At 74.9% G+C, this 17,284-nt stretch carries 13 protein-coding genes and 1 riboswitch; of the genes, 7 read left to right on the top strand and 6 right to left on the bottom strand.

Features of this window, described 5'->3' with window-relative positions:
• The first annotated feature begins 74 nt into the window (after positions 1-74).
• On the top strand, positions 75-1,004 hold the full coding sequence (locus STTU_RS27295) for a GNAT family N-acetyltransferase (protein WP_007828842.1): 930 nt from the start codon (positions 75-77) through the stop codon (positions 1,002-1,004).
• On the top strand, positions 985-1,512 hold the full coding sequence (locus STTU_RS27290; protein ID WP_043256491.1) for a DUF402 domain-containing protein: 528 nt from the start codon (positions 985-987) through the stop codon (positions 1,510-1,512). Before STTU_RS27295 ends, STTU_RS27290 begins: the two co-directional genes overlap by 20 nt.
• 53 nt (positions 1,513-1,565) lie before the next feature.
• On the opposite strand, the gene STTU_RS27285 is transcribed toward STTU_RS27290, so the two are convergent.
• Complete coding sequence (locus STTU_RS27285) at positions 1,566-2,945, bottom strand: methyltransferase domain-containing protein (protein WP_007828840.1); 1,380 nt, start codon at positions 2,943-2,945, stop codon at positions 1,566-1,568.
• Positions 2,946-3,101: 156 nt separating this feature from the next.
• Between STTU_RS27285 and STTU_RS27280 the strand changes: the two genes are divergently transcribed.
• The 4 genes from STTU_RS27280 (at position 3,102) to STTU_RS27265 (ending at position 7,739) form a co-directional block, all read left to right on the top strand.
• On the top strand, positions 3,102-4,526 hold the full coding sequence (locus STTU_RS27280) for a glucose-6-phosphate dehydrogenase (protein WP_007828835.1): 1,425 nt from the start codon (positions 3,102-3,104) through the stop codon (positions 4,524-4,526).
• Positions 4,527-4,572: 46 nt separating this feature from the next.
• A riboswitch (cobalamin riboswitch) is annotated at positions 4,573-4,705 on the top strand.
• Between the two features lie 116 nt (positions 4,706-4,821).
• Positions 4,822-5,892: a FecCD family ABC transporter permease gene (locus tag STTU_RS27275; RefSeq protein ID WP_007828831.1), complete on the top strand. Its 1,071-nt coding sequence runs from the start codon at positions 4,822-4,824 to the stop codon at positions 5,890-5,892.
• Between the two features lie 60 nt (positions 5,893-5,952).
• Complete coding sequence (locus STTU_RS27270; protein ID WP_007828827.1) at positions 5,953-6,714, top strand: ABC transporter ATP-binding protein; 762 nt, start codon at positions 5,953-5,955, stop codon at positions 6,712-6,714.
• Positions 6,715-6,734: 20 nt separating this feature from the next.
• Positions 6,735-7,739 carry an ABC transporter substrate-binding protein gene (locus STTU_RS27265; RefSeq protein WP_043256490.1) on the top strand — a complete coding sequence of 335 codons (1,005 nt, stop codon included), beginning with the start codon at positions 6,735-6,737 and terminating at the stop codon, positions 7,737-7,739.
• A gap of 83 nt (positions 7,740-7,822) precedes the next feature.
• On the opposite strand, the gene STTU_RS27260 is transcribed toward STTU_RS27265, so the two are convergent.
• Positions 7,823-8,854, bottom strand: coding sequence for a medium chain dehydrogenase/reductase family protein (locus STTU_RS27260; RefSeq protein WP_043256489.1), 1,032 nt, complete (start codon positions 8,852-8,854; stop codon positions 7,823-7,825).
• Positions 8,855-8,974: 120 nt separating this feature from the next.
• Between STTU_RS27260 and STTU_RS27255 the strand changes: the two genes are divergently transcribed.
• Positions 8,975-9,628, top strand: a complete 654-nt coding sequence (locus STTU_RS27255) for a TetR/AcrR family transcriptional regulator (protein WP_007828824.1) — start codon at positions 8,975-8,977, stop codon at positions 9,626-9,628.
• Positions 9,629-9,740: 112 nt separating this feature from the next.
• Here STTU_RS27255 and STTU_RS27250 read toward each other — a convergent pair whose 3' ends face one another.
• The 4 genes from STTU_RS27250 to STTU_RS27235 all read right to left on the bottom strand — a co-directional run bounded on the left by STTU_RS27250 (position 9,741) and on the right by STTU_RS27235 (position 17,108).
• On the bottom strand, positions 9,741-10,871 hold the full coding sequence (locus STTU_RS27250; protein WP_007828823.1) for a DNA polymerase Y family protein: 1,131 nt from the start codon (positions 10,869-10,871) through the stop codon (positions 9,741-9,743).
• A gap of 8 nt (positions 10,872-10,879) precedes the next feature.
• On the bottom strand, positions 10,880-14,374 hold the full coding sequence (locus tag STTU_RS27245; RefSeq protein ID WP_043256488.1) for a DNA polymerase III subunit alpha: 3,495 nt from the start codon (positions 14,372-14,374) through the stop codon (positions 10,880-10,882).
• Positions 14,375-14,510: 136 nt separating this feature from the next.
• Positions 14,511-15,704 (bottom strand): PP2C family protein-serine/threonine phosphatase, encoded by a 1,194-nt coding sequence (locus STTU_RS27240; RefSeq protein ID WP_043256487.1) that lies wholly within the window; start codon positions 15,702-15,704, stop codon positions 14,511-14,513.
• Positions 15,705-16,025: 321 nt separating this feature from the next.
• The gene (locus tag STTU_RS27235; protein WP_043256485.1) at positions 16,026-17,108 is read right to left on the bottom strand and encodes a S1 family peptidase; all 1,083 of its coding nucleotides are present in this window, start codon (positions 17,106-17,108) and stop codon (positions 16,026-16,028) included.
• Positions 17,109-17,284: the final 176 nt, after the last annotated feature.

Below are 17,284 nucleotides of genomic sequence, written 5' to 3'. Positions count from 1 at the left end.
GGCCGGGCGGCACCGCCCGGTGCCGCGCTAAATGGGGTGCGACGTCCCGCACCCCGCGCCTACCGTTCGGGCCGATGACCCTTCGTGTGCGTGACCTCGATCCCGAAAACCCCGCCGACCTCGACGGCATCACCGCCGTCCTGCGGGCCGCCGTGCCGCCGATGCTGGTGACCCCGGAGCTGCTGTGGTGGCAGTCGGCCCGAGCCCCCGCCGCGCAGTGCCACCGGCTGCTGCTCGCCGAGGACGAGGAGGGGCGGGTGATCGGCCGGGGCAGTACGGGCCTCGCGCACGAGAGCCCCGAACCGGGCCTCGCTTTCTGCAATGTGTACGTCCATCCGGAGCACGAGGGCCGGGGTGCCGGGACGGCGCTCGTCTCCGCCGCCGAGGAGTATCTCGCCTCGATCGGCGCGCGTACGGCCTTCAGCTGGGTGCTCGACGGGGAGCGCAACCTCGGCTTCGCGCGCCGCTCCGGCTGGTCCCCCTCCCGTTCCGCGCGGTTCCAGCGCCTGGACCTGACGGCCCCGCTGCCGCCGCTCGCGCCGCCCCCGCCGGGCGTCGAGCTGCGGCCCGCCGCCGCCTTCGCCGACGACCCGCGTCCGCTCTTCCTCCTCGACGCGGAGGCCACGGCCGACGAGCCGAGCGACGTCGGTACGGAGCTGGACGACTACGAGGAATGGCTCGCCACGAGCTGGGGGCACCCGCTGCTCGACCGGGACCTGACGACGGTCGCTCTCGTGGACGGCGTCCCGGCGGCGTTCAGCATCGCGCACACGGACGGCGCCGGCCGGTACTCCAGCGGGATGACGGGGACCGCGCGCGCCCACCGGGGCCGGGGCCTCGCGAAGCTCGCCAAGCACGACTCGCTGAGCCGGGCCCGCGCGGCCGGGCTGACGGAGGCGTACACGAGCAACGACACGGAGAACGCGCCGATGCTCGCGATCAACGAGTGGTTCGGCTACGTACCGGCCGTGACGGAGGTACGGCATGCCAAGCCCCTCGGCTGAGGCCGGCCCCCCGGCTGACGCCCTGACCGTCGTCCTCACCAAGGCGGGCCGCGTCAAGAAGCGCTACCCGGCCCGGCGGCTCGCCGACGACGGCACACACCTCGTCGCGGAGGCCCCGTGGGCCTCGCCCGAGGCGCGCGACTTCGGTTTCGTGCGCTTCGCGCCCGGCGACGTCTTCACCGAGCACTACTGGACGACGACGTGGTACGCGATCAAGGAGGTGCGGGCGGCGGACGGCGGGCTCAAGGGCTGGTACTGCGACATGACCCGCCCCGCGGTGCGCGAGGAGGGGGCGGTACGGGTCGACGACCTCGAACTCGACCTGTGGGTCCCCGCACCGGGCCGGGGCCCGGCGCTCCGCCTCGACGAGGACGAGTTCCTGGCGAGCGGCCTGCCCACGACGGACCCGCACGCGGCGGAACGGGCCCGGGCGGCCCCGGCCGCTCTCGAAGCCCTGGCGCGACGGGACGGGGACCGCACGGCCTTCCGCGCCCTCCTCACGTACTGACCCCGAGCCGCGCCCGGGGCATGCGGCTCCCGGGCGGACCGCCCCTCGCCCGGTCACCGGTCCCCGCTCTCGCGCAGCACCACCGCCCGCCCCGGCACGCCCGCGACCCGTGCCACCGGGTCGTCCGGGGCGTGGCGGTGGAGGACGAAGCGGTCGCCCGCGCGGTAGGCGTCGAGCCCGGCCGCGCAGTAGGCGACGAGTCCGTCCGGGAGGGCGTCGAGCGGGAACCACTCCAGGGCGTCGCACTTGTGCGGCTCCGCGTTGCGCGGCTCGCCGCCCGCCGGGTGCACGGCCTCGAAGAACCAGCCGATGCGGCTCCCGCCCGAGGGGGCCGCGTGCTGCATGACGAGGGCGACGCGCACGTCCTCGGGGGTCAGCCGCAGGCCCGTCTCCTCGTACGCCTCGCGCAGCACCGCCGTCCGCACGTCCTCGCCCTCCTCGACGTGCCCGGACGGCGCGTGCCACAGGCCGTCCGCGTAGCCGGTGTTCGCGCGGCGGGCGAGGAGGACCTCGTCGCCGCGCCGCAGGAAGAGGTGGACGTCGACGATCTCGCTGTGCCTGCGGGGTGGCGCGGGGCTCGCGACGACCGCGTACCGCTCGTCGCCGACCGGGCCGCCCCACAGGTCCGCGTCCCCGCTCAGCGGCTCGGTGTGGAGGCGTTCGGTGAGCGGGGCGAGGAGCGCGGTGACCTCGGCGAGCGGCAGGCCCGCTTCCTTCCAGCGGCCCTCGACCAGCACGAGCCGCCCGCCGGGGCGCAGGAGCGCGCACCAGCGGCGCAGCACGGCCGCCGGGTCCGCGAAGAGCCACAACAGGTGGCGGACGAGGACGACGTCGAAGGAGCGGGGTGCGAAGGGCGGGTGCGCGGCGTCGGCGCGGACGAGGCGGGTGCCGGTCCCGGCGAGCTTGGCGCGGGCCTCGGCGAGCATCGCGGCGGAGCGGTCGGAGGCGGTGACGCGGTGTCCGGCGCGGGCGGCGAGCAGGGCGAGGCTGCCGGTGCCGCAGCCGAGGTCGAGCACGTCGGCGGGGGCGGCGGGCAGCCAGGCCGTGAGGCGGCCCGCCCAGGCGTCCCGTACGGCGGGATCGCGCAGCCCGTGGTCCGCCTCGGTGTCGAACCCGGGCGCGACCGCGTCCCAGTCCGTCCCCGCGCCCCACCCGGTCCCAGCGCCGCCGCCCTCGCCCGGCGCAGCGCCGGAGCCCGGCACACCGCCGGAGCCCGGCGTCCCGCCGCCGCCCGGCGCCGTACCGCCACCGCCAGGCGCGGCGGCGCCAGCAGGCGCTTGGTCCCCGCTCCGATCCGCTCCGCCCCGGCCCGTCCGCGTCATGCGCGCCCCGCCTCTCGCCCGTACGTCCCGTGGCCCCGCGCCTCGCGCGACCGTGTGCCGCCGATCCTGGCAGCCGCCACTGACAACGTCCCCGCCCTCGCCCGCGACCAACGCCGATCCGCCGGGCGGGGCACGGTGCTCACCCGAGCGGCCCCGGCGGCGAGGTGACGAGCCGACAGGCGCACAAGGCTGGGAAGCGGGTACCCGACCCCGGTCAGCCCCGGCCCCCCGGGCCCGGCCCGTTCTCGTACGAGAGGCGCTTCCCGCATGGCTTCCGACACCCCGGCCGACGGCCGTCCGCTGCTCCTGGTCCTCTTCGGCTCCACCGGCGACCTGGCCAAGCGCAAGCTGTACCCGGCGCTCTTCCAGCTCCACGCGCGCGGCCTCACGTCGAAGGAGTACGCCGTGATCGGCTCCGGCCGGCACTCCCCCGGCACGGACGAGGACTTCCGGGAGATCGTCTCGGAGGCGGTGAAGGGGGCGCACGGCGGCGAGGCCCCGGCGGGTCTCGACGAGTTCACCGCGCGCTTCCGTTTCCAGTCCTCGTCGGCGGAGGACGGCGAGGACCTGGCCCGGGTCGTGCGCGAGACCCGCGAAGGGCTCGGCGCGGACACCCGTACCCTCCTGTACCTCTCGGTGCCGCCCGCGAGCATGTCGGGGATGCTCGGCATGATCGGCTCGACCGGGCTCAGCGACGACGCGGTGCTCGTGATGGAGAAGCCGTTCGGCGAGGACGTCGCGAGCGCGTGCGCGCTCAACAAGCGGCTCCACGAGATCGTCCCCGAGGAACGCGTCTTCCGCGTCGACCACTTCCTCGGCAAGGAGGCGGTGCGCAACCTCCTCGCGCTGCGGCTCGCGAACGGCTGGCTGGAGTCGGTGTGGAACCGCGAGCACCTCGCGTACGTGCAGATCGACGTGCCCGAGGAGATCGACATCGAGGGCCGGGCCTCCTTCATGGAGTCCACGGGGACCTTCCGCGACATGATCCCCACGCACCTCGGGCAGGTCCTCGGCATCGTCGCGCTCGACCTGCCCGAGCGGTACGGGGCGGACGAGCTGCGCGAGGCGCGGACCGCGCTCTTCCGGAAGCTGCGGCCCTTCTCGCCCGACGAGACGGTGTTCGGGCAGTACGAGGGCTACCGCGAGGAGGACGGCGTCGCGGCCGACTCGACCGCCGAGACCTTCGTGGCGCTGCGCGCCTGGATCGACGACCCGCGCTGGGAGGGCGTGCCGTTCCTGCTGCGCACGGGCAAGGCGATGGGCGTCTCGCGGCAGCAGGTGACGATCGGGCTGCGCGAGGCGTCCCGGGTCCCGGGGGCCGACTACGCGGCCTGCGACCGGCCCTCGGAGTGGGTCTTCGACCTCACCGACCCGCCGCGCTTCGGCGTCGAGGCGTACGGGAAGCGGCCCGGGACCGGCTTCCGGCTCGTCCGGGCGCCGCTCATGCTCGACGAGGGCACGGCCTTCCCCGACGACCCGCCGCTGACCGCGTACGCGCGGGTCTTCCTCGACGCGCTCGCGGGCGACCCGACGTGGTTCACGGGCGCGGAGGAGATCGAGCGGTTGTGGGAGGTGTGCGCGGACGTGCAGGGCGAGGGGGGCGTACCGCTGCCGTACGCGCGGGGCTCCTTCGGGCCCACGGCGGCGCTGGAGCTGGCGGGGAAGCGGGGGTGGCGGGTGCCGGAGAAGTGAGGCACGGGGGACGTAAGTGGCGTCCCGGCGGTTCGCCCCTGACGGGGGTTTGCTAGCCTGCACGGGCCTCTCGTGGGGGAAGCCGGTGGGAATCCGGCGCTGACCCGCAACGGTGTGCGTGGCCCACAGGGTGTCCTGGGGGCCGCGCGAGCCCGATCGCCCGCGGCAGGAGTACCGACCCCGTCGACCGCTCGCCGTGGACTGCGAGCAGGGACCGCCACGAAGCCCCTCCGGGCCCCACCGGCGCCCTGCGCGTTCCGCCGGTGGCCGCCCTCCCGGAGGATGCGCGCCCGTCATGTCCCTCACCACCGCGCCCCGAGCCGAGGGCACCCGCCGCATACCCGTGCCCCCGCTGCTCCTCGGGCTCGCGCTCGTGCTGCTCGCCTCGCTCGTGTGCGGGGTCGCGCTCGGTGCGACGGGGATCGGCTGGGGGCGGGTGCTGCGGCTGCTGTGGGCCGGGCTGAGCGGCGGGAGCGTCGGCGCGGACGACGCGGGGGCCTACACGATCGTGTGGGAGATCCGCTTCCCGCGCGTCGTGCTCGCGGCCGTGGTCGGCGCGGGGCTCGCCGCCGTCGGGGTCGCGGTGCAGGCGCTCGTACGGAACGCGCTCGCCGACCCCTTCGTGCTCGGCATCTCCTCGGGCGCCGCCGTGGGCGCCAACGCCGTCATCCTCTTCGGCGCGCTCGCGGGCCTCGGCGTGTGGGCGCTGTCCTTCTCGGCCTTCGTCTCCGCGCTCGCGGCGACCGCCCTCGTCTACGCGGTGGCCCGCTCCGCGCTCGGGCTCAGCCCGCTGCGGCTCGTCCTGACGGGGACCGCGCTCGCGTACGGCTTCCAGGCGGTCACGACGGTCATGGTCTTCGGCGCGGAGCGGGGCGAGGCGGCGCGCTCGGCGATGATGTGGCTGCTCGGGAGCCTCGGCGGGGCGACGTGGCCGAAGGTGCCGCTCGTCGCCGCGACGGTGCTCGCGGGTCTCGTGTGGCTCGGGGTGCGGGCGGGGGCGCTCGACGCGCTCGCGATGGGCGACGAGACGGCGGCGGCGCTCGGCGTGCCGCCCGACCGGCTGCGGCGCGAACTCTTCGTCGTGACGGCGGCGGTGACGGGGACCGTCGTCGCGGTGAGCGGGGCGATCGGTTTCGTCGGGCTCATGGTGCCGCACCTCGTACGGATGCTCGTCGGGGCCTCCCACGCGCGGGTCCTCGCGGTCGCGCCGCTCGCCGGGGCCGTGCTCCTCGTGTGGGCCGACCTGCTCTCGCGCCTGCTGCTCGCGCCCACCGAACTGCCCGTCGGGGTCGTCACGGCGGCGCTCGGGGTGCCCGCCTTCCTGCTGCTCATGCGGCGCGGCGGGCACGCGCTCGCGGGACGCTGAGCGCGGAGAGCCCGAGGCCGGCCCCGTACCCCGTATTCAAGACCGTCCGGAGGAAGTGACATGCGGCTCGACATCGAAGGCGTCTCGGTCGAAGCGGCGGGCGCGCGGCTCGTCGACGCGGTCGTGCTCGACGCGCCCGCCGGGGCCTTCGTGGGGCTCGTCGGGCCGAACGGGAGCGGCAAGTCGACGCTGCTGCGGTGCGTGTACCGGGCGCGGCGCCCCGACGCGGGGGTCGTACGGGTCGGGGGCGAGGACGTGCACCGCCTCGCGCCCCGGGCCGCCGCGCGGCTGCTCGCCGCACTGCCGCAGGAGACGGCCGCCGACTTCGACTTCACCGCCGCCGAGGTCGTCGCGATGGGGCGGCTCCCGCACCGCGAGCGCTCCGCCGCGCGCGACCGGGAGATCTGCGCGCGGGCGCTCGCGGACGCGGGCGTCGCGCACCTCGCCGCGCGCGGCTTCCAGTCGCTGTCGGGCGGTGAGAAGCAGCGCGTGCTCATCGCCCGCGCGCTCGCCCAGGAGCCGCGCGTCCTCGTCCTCGACGAGCCCACGAACCACCTCGACATCGCCCACCAGCTCGATGTCCTGCGCCGGGTCCGCGCGAGCGGCCCGACCGTGCTCGCCGCGCTGCACGACCTCAATCTCGCCGCCGCGCACTGCGACCTCCTGCACGTCCTGCACCGGGGGCGCGTCGTCGCCTCGGGCCCGCCCGACGAGGTGCTCTCCGCCGCGCTGCTCGCGGAGGTCTTCGGCGTACGGGCGCATCGCGTGCGCCACCCGGAGACGGGTGCGACCCAGTTCCTGTTCGACCCCCTGACTCCCTGAAGACCCCGGAGGGTTCTCCCGTGCGCAAGCTCCTCACCACCGCCTCGCTCGGCCTCGCCGCCGCCGTCACGCTGACCGGCTGCGGCGCGAAGGTCGAGCACGACGACGGGAAGGCCGCGAAGGCGGAGGCGGTGACCGTCACCAACTGCGGCGAGAAGGTCACGTACGACAAGCGGCCCGAGCGCGTCGTGACCAACGACATCGGCATCACCGAGCTGATGTTCGCGCTCGGTCTGGAGGACCGCATGGCCGGGTACGCCATGCCGGACGACAAGGGCTCGTTGACGGGCGTGCCGTACAAGGACGCGTACAACAAGGTGAAGTGGATATCGAAGGACCGCGTCACCAAGGAGAACGCGCTCGCCGCGCACGCCGACCTCGTCTTCGCGGGCTGGAACTACGGCTTCAACGAGAACGCGCTGACCCCCGACGAGCTGCACAAGGCCGGCATCGGCACGTACCTGCTCACCGAGTCCTGCCGCAACGCCCGCACCGGCACCTCGCGCGGCATCATGCCGCCGCTCGACGCGCTCTACACCGATCTGGACAACCTCGGGAAGATCTTCGGCGTCGAGGCGCGGGCCACGAAGCTGATCAGGGAGTACAAGGCGAAGGTCGCGGCCGTGCGCGCGAAGGCCCCCGCGAAGCGGCCCTCGGTCTTCCTCTACGACAGCGGCCAGGACCAGCCCTTCACCTCGGGCAGGTACGCGGCGCCCGAGCAGATCATCAGCGAGGCCGGGGGCGTCAACATCCTGCACGACCTCAAGGACTCGTGGACGACGGTCGGCTGGGAGACGGTCGTGAAGCGGAACCCGGACGTCATCGTCGTCAACGACTACGGGGCGACGAGCGCGAGGAAGAAGCGGGACTTCCTGCTGTCGTACCCGCCGCTGCGGAACGTGTCCGCGATCAAGAACAAGCGCGTGTACGTGCTGGACTACGCGGACCTGGTGGAGAGCCCGCGCAACCCCTCGGCGATCGAGCGGCTCGGCGGGTACCTGCGGGAGGTCGCCGACGCGGGGTGAGGGGTGCGGGGGACGTCCGCCCCGGGGCAGGCGTGCCGGGGCGTGCCGGGGGTGGCTCTCCGGTGCGCCTGCCCTCCCCGGCCTCACGGTGTCAGGACGATCTTGCCGCTCACCGTGCCCGACTCCGCGAGGCGCATCGCCTCGGCGGTCCTCGCGAGCGGGAAGGTCCCGGCGACGCGGGCGGTGATCTCGCCGCGTGCGAGCGCGGTGAGGACCGCCGTGAGGTCGGCGCGCAGGTGGGCGCGGAAGCGTGCCTTGTTCCGCGAGCCGGCCCAGATGTTGTAGAAACCGGCGCCGCGGCCGTTGGGCAGCACCTGCCACAGACCGAGGCGCGCGAAGAGCTTGATCACCGGCCAGTGCCGCGAGCCCGTGTCGTCCCGCGTCGACGCGGTCCCGTACGCGACGAGCGTGCCGCCGCGCGCGAGCAGCCGCCAGGAGTCGACGATCCCGGGCCCTCCGACGTGGTCGAAGACGGCCGCGACACCCTCGGGCGCCAGCTCCCGCACCCGCGCGGCCACTTCGCCGTCGTGGTAGTCGACCGGCGTGACGCCGAGCGCGCGCAGCGCCTCGTGGTGGCGGGCCGACGCGGTGCCGATGACCTCGACGCCCGCGGCGCGTGCGAGCTGGACGAGGACGGAGCCGACGCCGCCGCTCGCGCCGTGCACGAGGACGGTCTGCCCGGCGCGCACCTTGGCCTTGCGGTGGAGCATCTGCCAGGCGGTGATGCCGTTGACGACGACGGTCTCGGCCTCCTCGGCGCTCACGCCCTCGGGCACCGGTACGAGGTCGGCGGCGGCGACCCGTACGCGGCTCGCCCAGCCGCCCACCTTGAGCAGCGCGGCCACCCGCCGCCCCACGAGCCCCGGGTCGACGCCCGGCCCCGCCTCGTGGACGCGGCCCACGACGTCGTACCCCGGCACGAAGGGGAACGGCGGCTGGTCGAAGTACCGGCCGCGCCGCATCTGCTGCTCGGCGAAGGAGACCCCGCTCGCCTCCATCGCGAGCACCACCTCGCCCTCGCCGGGCACGGGCGCCTCCGCCTCCCGTACCTGGAGGCCCTCCGGCTCCACGACGCCCGGCAGGACGACCTCGACAAGACGTGCGCGCTCACTCATGACGCTCCCCGATCCATAGATGCTCTCGCTTTCGTGAGAAGTTGTAACTCATCCTTGGCGTGAGAGTCAATAACGGCAGTGATAGTCTCTAACGAAACGAGCCGAGGAGAGGAAGCGCGTGTGAGCGAGCCGAGGACGTCCCGCGAGCGGTACCGCGCCCAGGTGCGCGAGGACATCAAGCGCCACGCCTGGGAGCAGATAGCGACGGCGGGGGCGAGCGCGCTGTCGCTCAACGCGATCGCGAAGCGGATCGGCATGAGCGGCCCCGCCCTCTACCGGTACTTCGCCAGCCGCGACGACCTGATCACCGACCTCGTGAGGGACGCCTACCGCAGCCTCGCCGACGCCTTCCTGGCCCGCGCGGCCGAGGGCACCGACCTCCCCGGCCTCGCGGGGACCCTGCGCGCCTGGGCACTCGCCGACCCGCAGCGGTACTTCCTCGTCTACGGCACCCCGCTGCCCGGCTACCACGCGCCCGAGGACACGGCGCTCACGGCCTCGGAGATCATGACGGTGCTCCTCGACGTGTGCGCGGCACAGGACGGGCCGGACACCCAGCCCCCGGGCGTCGTGCCCCCGGCGGAGGGGTACTTCGCCGAGCACGGCGAGTGGACCAGGGGCCACCCCGCGAGCCCGGCCGCCCGCCTGCGCGCCCTCACCGTCTGGACCCGCCTGCACGGAGTCCTCTCGCTCGAACTCGCGGGCGGCTTCCACGGCATGGGCTTCGACCCGGCGGTGCTGTACGCGGCGGAGGTGGAGTCGCTGATGAAGTGACGGGGCGGGGAACGGGGGCGGCGGGATCACGGGGCGAGAAGGCGGCGGGCCACGGCCCCCGCCCGCTGTCGGCTCGTGGGAAGGCGGGCGGACCCTTACCGGCGTGGGCCTCTCAGGCCGCCAGCGTCCCCGGCACCACCGCTCCGGCGCCGAAGCGGCGCCGCGCGCGGTCGGCCGCCGCCTCCAGGCGGTGCGCCTTGTCGTCCTCGGGGTCCAGGCTGAGCTGGTGGGCCGCCCCGGCGGCGGGCCGCAGGCCCTCGGCGCGCAGCACGAGCCCCCGTACCCGGGCGCGTTGCAGGCCGAGCGCCTCGTGCAGGCCGTACGCGGCGGCGGTGAGCGCCCGGGTGTGGGCGGTGGGCTCGGGCAGGGCGCGGGAACGCACGGTGGTGGAGCGGTCGGCGTAGCGGACGGTGAGCTGGAGGCTCGCGCACACCTGTTCCTCGGCCCGCAGCCGGGCGCCGAGTTCCTCGGTGAGCGAGAGCAGGGCGCGGCGCCGGCGGTCGCGGTCGAGTTCGTCGCGGTCGAAGGCGCGGTGCGCGGAGAGGGCGCGGGAGAGCGCGTCGGGGGTGACGGGCGTGGGGTCGATACCGTGCGCGCGGGCGCGCAGTTCGCGTCCGGCGCGGGCGCCGAGGATGCGCTGGAGGGTGCCGAGCGGGGCGGCGGCGACGCGTCCGGCGGAGTCGAGTCCGTAGGAGCAGAGCGTACGGGCGGTGGCGGGGCCCACGCCCGGCAGCGCGATGACGGGCTTGCGGTCGAGGTACTCGGCGAGCCCGTCCTCGGTGACGGTGACGGTCGTGCCGAAGCGGGCCTCGCGCGCGGCCATGCGGGCGATGAGCGGGGTCGGGCCCACGCCGATCGCGCACACGACACCGTGCAGGGCGAGGGTCCGCACCCGTACGAGCGCGGCGAGTTCGGCGACGTCGCGCCCGAAGTAGCGGCGCGCGCCGCGCACGTCGGCGAGCGCGGTGTCGGGCGGGAGCGCCTGGACGAGCGGGGTGAGCCCTTCGGCGGTGGCGAGCAGCGCGGGCAGCAGGTCGGGCGCGTCGGGCTCGCGCGAGAGCCGGAAGCGCACGCAGAGGACACCGGCACCGGGACCGTCCCCCGACCCCCCGGCCACGCCTTCCGCGCCACCGGCCGCGTCCTCCCCGTGCAGGCCCGCGCCTCCGGTCGCGCCCTCCTGGTACGAACCCGCGCCACCGGTCGCGCCCTCTTCGTACGGGCCCGCGCCCTCCCCGTACCGCACCGGGCCGCTCATCCCGCGCTCCCCTGGCTCTGGTGCCACAGCTTCGCCCGCGCGATTCCGCGGCCCGTCGCCGCCGTGTCCGCGCCCGCCGGTTTGAGGTCGGCCCAGGGGTTGAGCTCGAAGCCGGTGGGGAGGGTGATGCGGCGGGCGGCCGAGGCGGGCTCGTGCGGCTGTTCCTCCAGCGGTTCGGCGAGCTTCGCCGAGACCGCTTCGAGGCCGCCCTCGGCGCGCAGGTCGAGGAGTTCGGCGAGGTTCCAGGCGACGGTGCCGACGACGCTGAGGCTGCGCGGCCCGCGCCGCTGCACGGTGCCGCGCACGAGGAGCAGCCAGGAGTGGAAGACGGTGTGGGCGCAGCGCTCGTGCGAGTCGTCGAAGAAGGCGAGGTCGACGAGTCCGGTGCCGTCGTCGAGGGTCGTGAAGACGACGCGTTTGCCGGAGCGGATGGGCGGGGTCTGGGTCGCGGCCTTGGCGCCGGCGACGAGGACGGTCGCGCCGTGCGGGGCCTCGCGCAGGCGGCGCGCGGAGACGACGCCGAGTTCGCACAGGAACTCCTGGTGGTCGCCCATGAGATGGCGGGACGCGTCCATGCCGAGGACACCGAGTTCGGCGCTGAGCCGTTCGGTCTCGTCGAGGTCGGGGAGCCCGGCGGGCGCGGTGCGACGGCCGCCGGAGAGCGGGAGCTGGGTGCCGTGCGAGGCGGCGCCGCGGCCCATGCGGTGGAGTTCGGCGAGGTGCAGGAGGAGGTCGCGGCGGTTGGCGCCGAAGGCGTCGAGCGCGCCGACCTGCGCGAGGCGTTCGGCGACGGGCCGCGAGGGCCGGGCGCGCTGCCAGAAGTCGAGGAGCGAGGTGTACGGCTGCGCGGCGGCGATCCGCTCGCCCTCGGCCTCGCTCATGCCGTGCACGTCGGAGAGCCCGAGGCGGACGCCCCAGCGGGCCGCCGGAGGCCCGTCCTCGGACACCAGTTCGATCCGATGGGCGGGGGCGGAGTGGTTGACGTCCACGGGCAGGATCGGCACGCCCCTGCGTCGCGCGTCCGCGAGGAGCAGCCGCTTGGGGTACATGCCGGGGTCGTGGGTGAGCAGCCCGGCGTAGAAGGCGGCCGGGTGGTGGGCCTTGAGCCAGGCGGACTGGTAGGTGGGCACGGCGAAGGCGACGGCGTGCGCCTTGCAGAAGCCGTACGAGCCGAATGCCTCGACGATCTCCCACGTGCGCGTGACGGTCTCGGCGTCGTAGCCGCGCTCGGCGGCGCGCTGCGCGAACCAGAAGCGGATGCGGCCCTGCGACTCGGGGTCGGAGAGCCCGCGCCGCACCCGGTCGGCCTCGTCGCGCCCGCAGCCGGTCATGGTGTGCACGAGGTCGATGACCTGCTCGTGGAAGACGACGACGCCGTAGGTGTCCTCCAGGGCGGGGGCGAGGTCGGGGTGCGGGTAGCGCACGGGCGCGCGGCCGTGCCGGGCCTCGATGAAGGGCCGCACCATGTCGGCGGCGACGGGGCCGGGGCGGAAGAGCGAGATGTCCACGACGAGGTCGTGGAAGGTGGACGGCTGGAGCCGCCCGACGAGGTCGCGCTGCCCCGGCGACTCGATCTGGAAGCAGCCGAGGGTCTCGGTGGAGCGGATGAGCTGGTACGTCCTCTCGTCGCCGGGCGGGATCGCGTCGATGTCGGGGGCCTCGCCCGTGGCCCGGTCCAGCTCGGAGAGCGCGTGCGCCATCGCGGACTGCATCCGCACCCCGAGCACGTCGAGCTTGAGCAGTCCGAGGTCCTCGACGTCCTCCTTGTCGAACTGCGCCATCGGCAGCGACTCGCCGCTCGTGGGCACGACGGGGGTGCGCGAGAGCAGCGAGGCGTCCGAGAGGAGCACTCCGCACGGGTGCATCGCGACGCCGCGCGGGAGCGCGTCGAGCCCTTCGACCAGCTCCCAGAAGGTGCCGTACTTCTCGCGTTCGGCGGCGACGGAGGCGAGTTCGGGCAGCTCGTCCATCGCGGTGCGGGCGTCGCGGGCGCGGATGTGCGGGAAGGCGGTGGCGATGCGGTCGATGTCGGCGGGGTCGAGCGAGAGCGCGGCGCCGACGTCGCGGATCGCGTGCCGCACGCGGTACGTCTCGGGCATCGCGACGGTCGCGACGCGCTCGGGCCCGAAGCGGCCGAGGATCGCGCGGTAGACCTCGATGCGGCGCGCGGACTCGACGTCGATGTCGATGTCGGGCAGCACGGAGCGCCGCTTGGACAGGAAGCGCTCCATGAGCAGCCCGTGCTCCAGCGGGTCGGCGTGCGCGATGCCGATGAGGTGGTTGACGAGGGAGCCCGCGCCCGAGCCGCGCGCGGCGACGCGGATGCCGAGGTCGCGCACGTCGTCGACGACGCGGGCGACGGTGAGGAAGTACGAGGCGAAGTCGTGGTGCCCGATGATGTCCAGCTCGTGGTGCATCCGCTCCCAGTACGCGCGCGCCCTCGGGCCCCGGTCGTAGCCGCGCCGGACCATCCCCGCGGCGGCGCGCGAGGCGAGGGCGCGCTGCGCGGTGCGCCAGCCCGCGCCGACGAGGCGGGGCTCGGGGAAGCGCACGGAGCCGAGGCCGAGGTCGTCCTCGGGGTCGACGAGGCACTCGGCGGCGGTACGGGCCGTGTGGGCGAGGAGCGCGGCGGCGGCATCCGGGCCGAAACCGGCGGCGGTCGTGATCCGCTCGGCCTCCCGGGCCATCAGCCCGGCGTCCTTGAGCCAGCGCTCGCCGCTGTCGAGGCCCTTGGCGGGGTCGATGGGGACGAGGCGGCGGGCCGCGTCGAGCACGTCGGCGATACGGCCCTGGCCGGGGTCGGCGTAGCGCACGGCGTTGGTGAGCACGGGGCGTACGCCCTGCTCGGCGGCGAAGCCGACGGTGCGGGCGGCGAGGCGCAGGGAGCCCGGACCCGTACCGCCGCGTCCGTGGTGGACGGCTTCGAGGCGGAGCGCGTCGCCGTAGCGCTCGCGCCAGGGGGCGAGGAGGCGGGCCGCGCGGTCGGGGCGTCCGGCGGCGAGGGCGCGGCCGATGTCGGACTCGGGGCCGAGCAGGACGGTGAGCCCTTCGCCGTGGTTGGCATCCCAGGGCAGCAGCGGCGGGCGCTCGCCGCGGGCGTGGGCGGCGGTCACGAGCGCGCACAGGGAGGCCCAGCCGCGCGCCCCGTCGCGGGCGAGAAAGGTCACACGCGGCGCGGACTCGTCGATGAAGGCCCCGCCCCGCACAGGGGCGCGCCGCCGCCCGCCGCCGCGCGCGTCCCGCGTGGCGGGCACGTCCACGGCGAGATCGACCCCGAAGAGGGGCCGCACGCCCTCCTCGGCGCACGCCTTGGCGAAGCGCACGGCTCCGGCGACGGTGTCGCGGTCGGTGAGCGCGACGGCGTCCATGCCCCGCTCGGCGGCCCGCGCGGCGAGCGCCTCGGGGTGCGAGGCCCCGTACCGCGCGGAGTTGCCCGAGACGGTGCGCAGGTGCGCGAAGCCGAGGCCCGAAAGGCCCGGAGACCTGGTCATCCGCACCTCCTCGGACGGTCGTGCTCACCCCCTGGTTCATCTCTCGGGCACCACGATAAACCACTGCTCGAACGTTCGTACGATTAGCGCGGCGCACGTACGAACAGACGGGTGAACGGCCACGGGGAGTGACGGGTCAGGCCGGGGCGGCGTGGTCCCGCGGCCCGTGCCAGTCGAGGCACAGGGCGGTGGCGTCGTCCTCGGGGTGGCCGCCGGACGCCTCGGCGACCGCGTCGGCCAGGACCCGTACGACCTCGCGGGGGTGCTCGGCGGCGGTCTCCCGCAGGAGGGCGGGCAGATCGACGCTGCGCGCCCGGCGCTCCTGCATCCCGTCGGTGTACAGCAGGAGCCGGTCGCCGGGGCGCAGGGCGAGTTCCTGCACCTGGTAGACGCCCTTCGCGGAGACCCCGAAGGGCAGATCCACGTGGAGGGGGATCTCCTCGACCGTGCCCCCGCGCAGTCGCAGCGGCCAGGGGTGGCCCGCGTTGACGAGCCGGGCGCCGCTCCCGTCCAGGGCGATGCGCAGCAACTGCCCGGTGGCGAGCTTCCGTCCGCCGTGGTCGACGAGGGCCTGGTGCATCTGGCGGCCCTGCTCGGTGAGTCCCTCATCGGCGCGGCGGGCCCCGCGCGAGGCGTTGACCAGCAACGTGGCCAGGAGCGAGGCCGCGACGTCGTGCCCCATCGCGTCCGTGACGGACAGGTGCAGGGTGTCGCGGTCGAGTGTGTAGTCGTAGGTGTCCCCGGCGATGTTGTCGGCCGGGGCCAGGGCGCAGGCGAGGGTGAACTCGGGGGCCTCGCAGGAGGGAGCCGAGGGCAGGAGCTGCCGCTGGATCTCGGCGGCGAGACTCATCCTGGTGGTGCGCTGCCCCAGGTGGTAGAGGTCGGTGAAGCGGCGGTCGGTGACGACGATGTACGCCAGCGCGTGCGCGGCCTCCTTGACCTGTTCGAGCCGTTCGGGCGCGTCGTCCGGGACGCCCCCGGGGAGGACCAGCTCCAGGACCCCGATGGCGTCGCCTCGGTTGGTGACCGGGGCGAGCACCCGCTGCCCCTCCCCCTCGTCCGGCACCCGTACCAGCTCCTGGGTGCGCAGCACCTCGTCGTAGACGCTGCCGGCGAGCGGAATCCGCTCGGTGTCGTACCTCTCCCGCGCGGCCCGCCCGTCGCTGACCCGCACCATGCTCCGGCCGAGGACATCGGCGAACAGGAACGAGACGTAGCGCGCGTCGAAGCGCTCGCGCAGATTGCGTGCCACGACGTCGAGGGAATCCACCGGCGCGGCCCTCTCCGCCGCCGCCAGCACCTCCGCCAGCCCGATCCGGTCATATGTCACCACGGCCTCCCTGGGTCGCGGATGCGCCTTCCCCCGCATCGGGCGGCACATTCGGCCGCGCGAGCGCCGCGACGTCCAGAGCGCTTCGCGAAAGACCCCGCATCCCGGGCGGCACACGCCCGGGGTTCACCACCCCGGGCCAGCGTTCCGCGAGGGGCCGGGAGCGGGCGGGGCCCTCGCGTACGCCGGGCGTCCGGCTCGTACGGAAGCGCGGCCCGTACGGCGCCGGAGCCGGCGCGGGGCACGGGCCGCCCGTACGAAAGCCGGGGTCCCGGCCCGCCTCGTGGCGGAACCGGGACCCCGGGGGTACGGCGGAGGGTGTCAGCCGATCTCGGCGCCGAAGGCGCTCAGCGCCTCGGTGACCGGCTGGAAGAAGGTCTCGCCGCCGGAGGTGCAGTCGCCGCTGCCGCCGGAGGTGAGGCCGACCGCGCTGCTGCCCGCGAAGAGCGAGCCGCCCGAGTCGCCCGGCTCGGCGCAGACCGTGGTCTGGATGAGCCCGTCGACGATGCCGTCCGCGCCGTAGTTGACGCTCACGTCGAGCCCGGTCACCTCACCGCTGTGGACCCCGGTGGTGGAGCCGGAGCGCGTGACGGTCTGGCCGACCGTCGCGTCGGCGGCGCCGGTGATGGACTGGCTGCTGCCGTTGTAGAGGTCGACCTCGCTCGGGTGGGCGACATCGGAGCTGTACTTGACGAGCCCGTAGTCGTTGCCGGGGAACTCCGAGCCCGCGTTGCTGCCGAGCGCGTTGCCGTCCGCGTCGGTCCAGTTGTCGATCGCCTCGGTGCAGTGCCCGGCGGTGAGGAAGGCGGGCTCGCCGCCGACCGTCACGTTGAAGCCGAGCGAGCAGCGCCCGCCCGAGCCGGTGATCGCGTCGCCGCCCGCGATGAAGGGCTTGAAGGTGCCCTTCGACTGCTTGAGCGTCGCCGCGGTGCCGAGCTTCTCGACGGCGGTGGTCAGCTTCTTGAGCTGGGCGCCCTTGACGGTGCGGTCGGCGGTCACGACGACCTTGTTGGAGACCGGGTCCACGCCCCAGGAGGTGCCGGGTATCGCGGTGGTCTCCTTGGCGACGGCGGAGCGCGCCGACTTCAGCTCGGCGAGCGTGTGCGCGACGACTCTCGCCTTCGCGCCCGCCGCCTCGGCCGTCTTCGCCGCCGACTGGTTCGTCACGTTGACGACGAGGTGCTTGGCCTGCGCGTCGTAGTAGGTGCCCGCCGCGTGCGTGCCCAGGTCCTGGGCGAGTCGCGAGGCGAGCTTTTCGGCCTTCGGGGCCGAGAGGGTGTGCGGGGCGGTGGGGGTCGCCTCCGCGGCGTTCGCGGTCTGGAAGGTGAATCCGGCCGCGAGCAGCGCGGCCACTCCGGTGCCCGCGATCGCGGCGCGCCGCACGGTGGTCCGTCGTTCGGTCACTTCACGTCCTCCTGTGGGGGGTTGGTCCCGGCGGTGTGGGGGAGCCGGGACCGGAAGGCGTTCGCACACGGTGCCGCGGGACGGGAAAAACCCGCGTCCGTCTCACCGTGCGCCGCCCACTATTCCGAGGGCCCGCAGTCGCACACAAGGTCGATATCCGGCCGTGCGTCCGAAGG

The organism is Streptomyces sp. Tu6071 (assembly GCF_000213055.1).
GTDB classification, from domain to species: Bacteria; Actinomycetota; Actinomycetes; order Streptomycetales; family Streptomycetaceae; genus Streptomyces; species Streptomyces evansiae.
Note: the sequence above shows the minus strand (reverse complement) of the source record. Positions and strands in the feature narration are given on the sequence as shown.

Excerpts from the sequence above, each read along its gene's own strand:
- STTU_RS27295 (WP_007828842.1), top strand. The coding sequence starts at position 75 with ATGACCCTTCGTGTGCGTGACCTCGATCCCGAAAACCCCGCCGACCTC.
- STTU_RS27290 (WP_043256491.1), top strand. The coding sequence starts at position 985 with ATGCCAAGCCCCTCGGCTGAGGCCGGCCCCCCGGCTGACGCCCTGACC.
- STTU_RS27280 (WP_007828835.1), top strand. The coding sequence starts at position 3,102 with ATGGCTTCCGACACCCCGGCCGACGGCCGTCCGCTGCTCCTGGTCCTC.
- STTU_RS27275 (WP_007828831.1), top strand. The coding sequence starts at position 4,822 with ATGTCCCTCACCACCGCGCCCCGAGCCGAGGGCACCCGCCGCATACCC.
- STTU_RS27270 (WP_007828827.1), top strand. The coding sequence starts at position 5,953 with ATGCGGCTCGACATCGAAGGCGTCTCGGTCGAAGCGGCGGGCGCGCGG.
- STTU_RS27260 (WP_043256489.1), bottom strand. The coding sequence starts at position 8,854 with ATGAGTGAGCGCGCACGTCTTGTCGAGGTCGTCCTGCCGGGCGTCGTG.
- STTU_RS27245 (WP_043256488.1), bottom strand. The coding sequence starts at position 14,374 with ATGACCAGGTCTCCGGGCCTTTCGGGCCTCGGCTTCGCGCACCTGCGC.